This is a genomic window from Prevotella sp. C561 (genome assembly GCF_000224595.1).
In the GTDB taxonomy this organism is placed as follows: Bacteria; Bacteroidota; Bacteroidia; order Bacteroidales; family Bacteroidaceae; genus Prevotella; species Prevotella jejuni.
Genome location: NZ_JH114139.1, coordinates 233,147 through 240,185, shown reverse-complemented (window position 1 = coordinate 240,185; position 7,039 = coordinate 233,147). Strand labels below are relative to the sequence as shown.

At 40.3% G+C, this 7,039-nt stretch carries 4 protein-coding genes; 2 read left to right on the top strand and 2 right to left on the bottom strand.

Features of this window, described 5'->3' with window-relative positions; genetic code table 11:
- Nucleotides 1-1,011: 1,011 nt before the first annotated feature.
- Nucleotides 1,012-2,889 (bottom strand): hypothetical protein, encoded by a 1,878-nt coding sequence (locus tag HMPREF0666_RS00780; RefSeq protein WP_009010364.1) that lies wholly within the window; start codon nucleotides 2,887-2,889, stop codon nucleotides 1,012-1,014.
- A gap of 24 nt (nucleotides 2,890-2,913) precedes the next feature.
- A complete protein-coding gene (locus HMPREF0666_RS00775) occupies nucleotides 2,914-3,147 on the bottom strand; it encodes a hypothetical protein (RefSeq protein WP_009010363.1) in 234 nt (77 codons plus the stop codon).
- 747 nt (nucleotides 3,148-3,894) lie between these two features.
- Here HMPREF0666_RS00775 and HMPREF0666_RS17180 point away from each other — a divergent pair.
- Together HMPREF0666_RS17180 and HMPREF0666_RS00765 are read left to right on the top strand one after the other, a co-directional pair.
- Nucleotides 3,895-4,083, top strand: coding sequence for a hypothetical protein (locus tag HMPREF0666_RS17180; RefSeq protein ID WP_009010361.1), 189 nt, complete (start codon nucleotides 3,895-3,897; stop codon nucleotides 4,081-4,083).
- Nucleotides 4,084-4,171: 88 nt separating this feature from the next.
- A complete protein-coding gene (locus HMPREF0666_RS00765; RefSeq protein ID WP_157600216.1) occupies nucleotides 4,172-6,172 on the top strand; it encodes a hypothetical protein in 2,001 nt (666 codons plus the stop codon).
- Nucleotides 6,173-7,039: the final 867 nt, after the last annotated feature.

Sequence of the window (7,039 nt, the reverse complement as noted above, 5' to 3'; positions counted from 1 at the left end):
CTCGTGGGTAGTCGCCGGAGGCGTTCTGTGGGTTCGAAACTGTGCGCAAAAAGGTTCTGTTAAATCTGTGAGTTCTGTGAGAGAAAAAACTCCCCACGACTCTCAGGTATTTTCTTTTTCTCACAGAAAAACACAGAAGAACAGATTTCACAAAGCCTCACAGAGACATTAAGTCAACCGATATCACAGAGCGTTACAGCCAACAGAAGCATCACCCCCAGATGTCCTCCGTATGTCTAACAGCTTATCTCCTATCATCAGAAGGCCAGTAGGGGTAACCTCACATACTACTCCCCTCGCCATTCGGAGAGGGGCTGGGGGTGAGGCTGGCCCAGTAGGGGTAACCTCGCATACTACTCCCCCTCCTGCGCAGTTGGGCTTGGGAGAGGCCACCATGTCAACTTTTTTCACACGCCACACTACTCTCTTTTCGAGACAAGGGCGAACTGGTAGCAAGGAGAGGCTCTTCTACATTCAAGAACAGGCTCTTCTTGAGGCAAGAAGGGCGTAGTCTACAAGCAAGAAGGGCGTAGTCTTAAACGCTATACGTAATATCCTGGTTTTATGAAGGTTATAAATTCGGTTATAGGGGAGGCAATATCCTTGGTTAGAGGGCCATTGGCTCGAAGAGTTGTAATGAATTTTTATTATTCTATCATCCCTCTTCTCTCCCAAGATTCAGCCCTAAGATTGTAGAAACACTCTGCGCAATCTGTCTTTGTTTCTTCTGTTAATCTTCCGTCTTTTATCCTTTGTCATACTCTGTTATTCTGTGCCCTCATGCTCTGTCGTCCCTGTCTTACTCTGTTATTCTGTCTTCACTTATTATGTCATTCTGTCTCCTTTTATCCACTCTTCCCATGTGTACAGGTCTTTAAAACGGGAAAACCCACCACAATTGGACTTTCGTCCGCATGTGGTGGGGTTTATAGTGCCCTGCTTTTATACGTATAAAAGCATAAACTGAACATTCTTGTTAGGCTTTAGACAAAGCCTTGAAACGTGCCTGCCTTATTTGATGTTGGCAAATGCAGAGTAAACAGGGTCCTCTTGACCATCATCACTAACCAATACAGGGCGGATGGCGACAGACAACTCCTTACTAAATGGTAACTCCTTGTATGACCATTCTTTAGGGCCAAACATAAAGAATTTTGTTTTGAGTGGAGCTGAAGAAGCACTACTCATGTATGCTCCATAAGCACCTGAACCCCATGTCATATCTCTTAGACCCATCAGATCATTAAGCGTTTCTCGTTTACCTGTAATCGGCAAGAACAAACCAATGTTAGCACGAACAAGTGCTGTAACATTCTTGTATTTATCGTATGCTCTTACACCTGTAGGGAATGCCTTAAGTCTATTAGAAGCACCTCCATTATTAGTTGTGTAGTATGCACCATATACGATAGTACCCTTATCGGTGTAACAGTAAGCTGGTTGTACATTAGCATTATCAAAGAGAGACAAGATATCAGCTTCTGTAGGATAACGATACTTCCTATGATTGTTCATCGTGTAATACCAAACAATGTCACCATTTTTAGCCTTTGAACGGTCACTTGTTTCTTTTCTCAAAGGACCATCACCTTCATAGAATTTCTGATTAATATCTTTATTTCCACTCTTATACGTATTTGATTTCAGATTGAGAGCGTTTTCGATATCTCCAAAGCGGAACAAGTCTACATCATCTGTTGTTTGTACAGGTGAATTTGCAAACTGTGATGAAACAAGAGTTCCACCTGAAGAAGTTTCATTACGATGGCTATCTATGTACATAGCACGCTTTGAAATCCACCACTGTGTAGGTGCAATACCCCAGTAGCCGCCATTAACAGGACCATAGTGGATAAAGTTACCAGTAGCCCATTTTACTCCTTGTACCTCAACAAACGCCTTCTGCTTTGGCTCTTCCATCTTCAAGAGGTCTGAACGATATACGTTGCCTTCGTTAAAGGTGATTGAGCTATAAGTTCTCTGATATACCTTGTTTTTTGCGAATACCATGACAACAACGTCTGTGTATGTGCCTGGGATGAACGCAGCATAGGTATATTTACCATTGGCAGAACTAAGCGTCTGACCTTGTTCTGGCTTGATAACGAGGTTTGTTCGCTCATCATCAAAGTTGTTCTCTACGAAAGTACCTGCATCAAGATTGAACACATCACTACTCTTTACATTTGAGATATAGATAGAGTCGATGTTTGTAAGAGGTTGGTTACTTTCGTTTGTAAAGCGCAATCCCCAAATAGTAACGATACGTTTTAGCTTACCAAGGCTTACGTCTACTTTCTTTCCTTCAACCTTCTTTGGCTTCTGCTTAGTCCATTGGAAGTCGAAACGCTCACCAATAGTCTTTGCTGTGCCATCCTGCTTAGAGAGGTTTAACTCGACGAGTTTCTGTGTTTTGTCACTTGCCTCATGATAAAGACTACTTCTATCATCGCTTTTAACAACAGGTGTAATGGTTCTGTTATTGCCTTGTGCAGCCTTACCAGGATAGAGGAAAGCAATCTCGCTATTAGTAGTGAGCGCAGCACTTGAAGCTATTTCACCATCAAAATTACTCTTACCACCTAAATTACTATTTGTTATATAGCTATAGTTAGCAGTATGAAGGTTATCACCACCAACTACGTAAGCTAAGATATCATCTTGTCTACCCCATTCAGACTTAATCTTATGGTTAGCATCTTCACTCAAAACACGTGTAGCAGGTTCCTGCTGCAGTGCGTTTGCACCATCAGCAACGAGGCTATAAGTATGAATAGTTGTATTCTCGGCTGTAGAGCTGTCTACATCGTCATGACAACTTGTCAGCAGTGGAGCTGCCATCAAGAAGCATGCTACAGGAAATAAGACATTCTTTTTCATTATCTTCATTTCTAATCGTTATAAATTAATTCTTTAGTAATCTTCTGGTGCATCAAGGAAATTTTGCTGCGTCTTAGAATGAGCAGCACCACTTGTGAATGGGTTTGGAGCAGATCCATTACCATTGCCGCCTGTTGGGTCACCACCCTCTACAGGGTTTGTTGTTGTCGCACTAATCGTTAAGATGTGTGACTCAGCTTGTACATTAACAAACGTACAAACTGGCTGAAGATATGCCATCTTCGGTGTCGTTACATTACTTTTCATAACTTAATATCGTTTTTTTGTTTCGCCTAAAAATAGCTGTTACTTGTCTTAAATCTACTAATTTCGTAATAACAATCTACCTCTGATTAATTTCGAGGTGCAAAGTTAGTACTTTGTTCTGATATTAACAAATATTTATGCAATAAAGTTGTACAAGACTATTAATACCTGTTCATTATTGATAAATATCAATTGTAGGGGCTAACTTGACTATTACTCGCCGTTTGTCCTTGCTAAATCAGAGGGGAGCAATGGCACATTAGTAGCAAAAACAATCGTAAGATATTTCAATGAAGATTAAGATTACTGTCGTTACTATCGCCTTTCATAGCTTATAACTGATTTATTAATATAGAGTTACAACGGCTATTAAATTTGCAATCTCCCTAAAAATAGAATATAAAGAGCTACTAAGAACGAAAGAAAAAGCCCTCACAACCACTTTTCTTCGTTGGCTTCATTGCCCATAACAGCTAAAAAGGACTGGCTCGGCAAACCCTTGAAAATCATACAGAAAACACCCACAAACAAGAAAGAATATCGTTTACACATATTAAAAAGTTGTAATTATTCTATTGTTTTGTTTATCTTTTTTCGTACCTTTGCAGACGGTTTTGCTATTTTTAGCATGCTTAGAAATCAAGGAGTGACCCTAAAGCGGATGGGGCAAAAAGGATAAAAGGCAGTTAAGCAACAGGTAGTTGCGCTTACTATAAATGTACGATTAAATTTTAATACGATATTATTATGTTTCAAAAAAACGAAGACGCTCAGATGTTTGGAGTATCAGCAAACCGAAGTAAGAAGTATGTTACACCGTGTATAAGCATCATTGCTGTTGAGACAGCAACTTTATTAGCGGGTTCAGGACCAGAGGCAAGTATTGAGGATATTAACTATGGCGGAGATTTGACGGGCGAAATAGACGATCAATAATCCTCATGCAGCACACAAGAATGTACGCTGACAGGTGATTTTAATAACGAGTAAGACTATTATAACAATACTTAGAAAGAGATAAACAATGTCCATAAAAGTTTTTTCAATGGCTATCTTGGCCTCATTGCTATGCCTATCGTGTAGCGAAACAAATGTAGACTACGATTCAAACACAGGTACTACTTCTTCTACGGGAGCTGTAAAGACATACGACGTAGACATAGAAGCAAGCACTGACAATCCCGACAACCAAGCGCAGACAAGGGCTAATATGCCTTTCAAGGTTAGCGAGGAGAATATTAGTGGGAAGACTGTGTTATATCCGAAACTGAATATCACACAGCAGACAATGCCTTCCGTGGTCGTACTTTATAACAAGACGCATAATAAAAAAGAAGTTGTCGAGGCCAACTGGACCGTCAAAAAAGAAGGTTCCGACGTGAAGTTCCAGCTTAACAGCTTGTCTACTCAGAGCAATCTGGCAAATGGCGAGTGGTATATCATGGGCTTTATGGGCGGTGGAGAGAAGAAAGGTGACGACTTAGAAGTGAACACCGAGACTACTATCAATGTGATAGAAAAGGGTAAGGAGTTTACAACTTCGTGTCCTTTCGCAACTACTTGGCGTCGTATCGTTAAGCAAGGAAGTAAGTTGAAACTCTATAATGAGCGCAAGAAGATGGTCTTCAAGCCACAAGGAGTATTCCTTGTTCTGTCGTTGGAGAACCGTGTAGGGCTTAACACAAAGATTAATCGTGAGTTGACACTAGAGAGTAATGCGTTCTGCTCATCGGGTTCATATAAGTTCAACGTCGACAGTAACGTTTCTGAAGATGCCGACTTGGCATCTTCTTACTGGGAGCCAAACAGTGCAAAGGCTATCGCACGTGGTTCGGCTGAGTACAAGAAGTATAACGCAGAACATTATACAACGAATATCAAGCTAAACTATGAGTCGGCTAAAGACGATGGCTCACTTCGTCAAGGACAAAGCGATCTCAACAATTACATCTATTTTAATAGCTATAAGAAGTCAGGGCAAGCCGCTTCAAAGACGAAGACTAACCGTGGTTTCCTTATCTGCTTGATGCCTGTTGACTATAAGAAGACAAGTAATTATGGTGGTATTGTCAATGAGACCTTGCTTTTCGGTAAGGTAGACGTGACCGACCCAACCCGAACAAACTACACATACGATAAGTCAGTGTACACTACCAATCCTAATACTTGGAAGCCTTTCATGGGCAACCGATATCTCTTAGCCAGCTTCAGCGATGGACTCGCAAAGGGTTCCAGCTATGGTGTGACACTAAGAATAGTACGCCCAACCTTGCCTATCGAGCGTTTGTGGGCTTATAGACAAGCTGATGGACTTGCTATGGAGAAGTTATCAAGAGTAGATGCAGAGAAAGTTGCAGAGGGGACAAAGAGCAGAGGTAATTATCCTAATTTGGATAGTCACCTATATAGACTGCCTAAGTATTCAGAGTTTACGGCTATCTTTAATAATCCAAAGTTACAGTTAGAAAATAACAAGCCCTTAGGTGGTGTATCCCCTTTTAATGCAGGGGCAGGCTATGGACTGAGCTTAACAACAGGTTCACATCGTGACTTTGTTGATTTGAATGGAAAACAGAGGAAATTTGACAACTGGTTTTGTTCTGTGCACGGAAGTAATGTCATGTATGGCATTATGTACATGAAACCTGTTGATAACAGAGAGGCTAAACCCACAAACAATTATAAAGTAGCTGTCAGGGTGACGTTCCCAAGTTCTCAAGCAACATCAGGTAATGTAAAGGTTGAGACCTATTATTTAGGTCCAAACTATAACTTATCTTTTAACGTAGCAGGTTATTACATGTGCCACGAAGAGTTTTGGAAGAGATTAAACCAGGAAGATATCATCGTTAGAACATTCAAATTAGACTTTTATTGGCTTGCCAACAAGGATATTATCGATAGAGATCACGAACCAGTATCGCTCTATACAAAGATTAATCTTGATGGTGTTGCACAGGGCCTTAAGATGGATAGCGGTGGAAAATCGTATTTCCTCCCTTGGCTAAAAAGTCCAGCTTGGTAATAGTCAGGCTTTCTAACCATACAAAGAGCGGCTCAATGAGTCGCTCTTTTGTTTATCTCATGCCCTTTTTCTCATCCCCTTCTGTCCCCCCATCCGCCCTCCGAAAGTGTTACTAAAAGCCATGCTTGTCTCCCTGTTACCCTGTCTTCCTTTTGTCGTTATGTCATTCTGTCTAAGTGTGTCATTATGTCATTCTGTCTAAAAATGGTTCTTCCGTTAAATGTGTGGACGCTTTTCGTAGTGCTTTAACGTAAGAGCCAAAGTTACTCATTAAACAAAAATATGGCTGAGACAGTCAACTATCTATCCTATTTTCATCCTCTTTCATTGAAAATGTTTTCGTTTTAAGACTTCGAAAATCTGCAGACAAGGGTTTGAAAAATCATTACATAATTTCAAAGAAAATACGTATAACTAACGACAAAAATACACACATGAAGCAGGATTACAATCAACAGCGTATCAATTAGTTACCAAGTATAAAGTAAAAGGTGCTTAGTTGGACTTCAGAAGGGCGTTAGCAAGGGTCTTAAAGAGCATCTTTTGCAACCCAAAAGGGCGTCTTTTAGAAGCCAAAAGAGCATGTATTCAAAATTATGATGTGAAATATTATAACAGAATAATAAGTTGTTAGCCTAATTAGCCCAATTGGACTAAATAGCCTAATTAGGCTAATAGGAATAAATTGTTTGTAGGCGACAGATAGACATCACACCTAATTACATTTATCATATAGTTTACCCCCCCTTATAAAACAATCTTATTGGAGGTAATTATACCAGTGTTGGGTGATGGTTGTTGGGTGTTGAGCCTTTATAAAACAATCTTATTGGATGAAATCATGCCATGTATGTGGATTAATCTCAT

Bases quoted from the DNA above. Each gene is read 5' to 3' on its own strand.
- HMPREF0666_RS00775 (WP_009010363.1), bottom strand. From the start codon at position 3,147: ATGAAAAGTAATGTAACGACACCGAAGATGGCATATCTTCAGCCAGTT.
- HMPREF0666_RS00780 (WP_009010364.1), bottom strand. From the start codon at position 2,889: ATGAAGATAATGAAAAAGAATGTCTTATTTCCTGTAGCATGCTTCTTG.
- HMPREF0666_RS00765 (WP_157600216.1), top strand. From the start codon at position 4,172: ATGTCCATAAAAGTTTTTTCAATGGCTATCTTGGCCTCATTGCTATGC.
- HMPREF0666_RS17180 (WP_009010361.1), top strand. From the start codon at position 3,895: ATGTTTCAAAAAAACGAAGACGCTCAGATGTTTGGAGTATCAGCAAAC.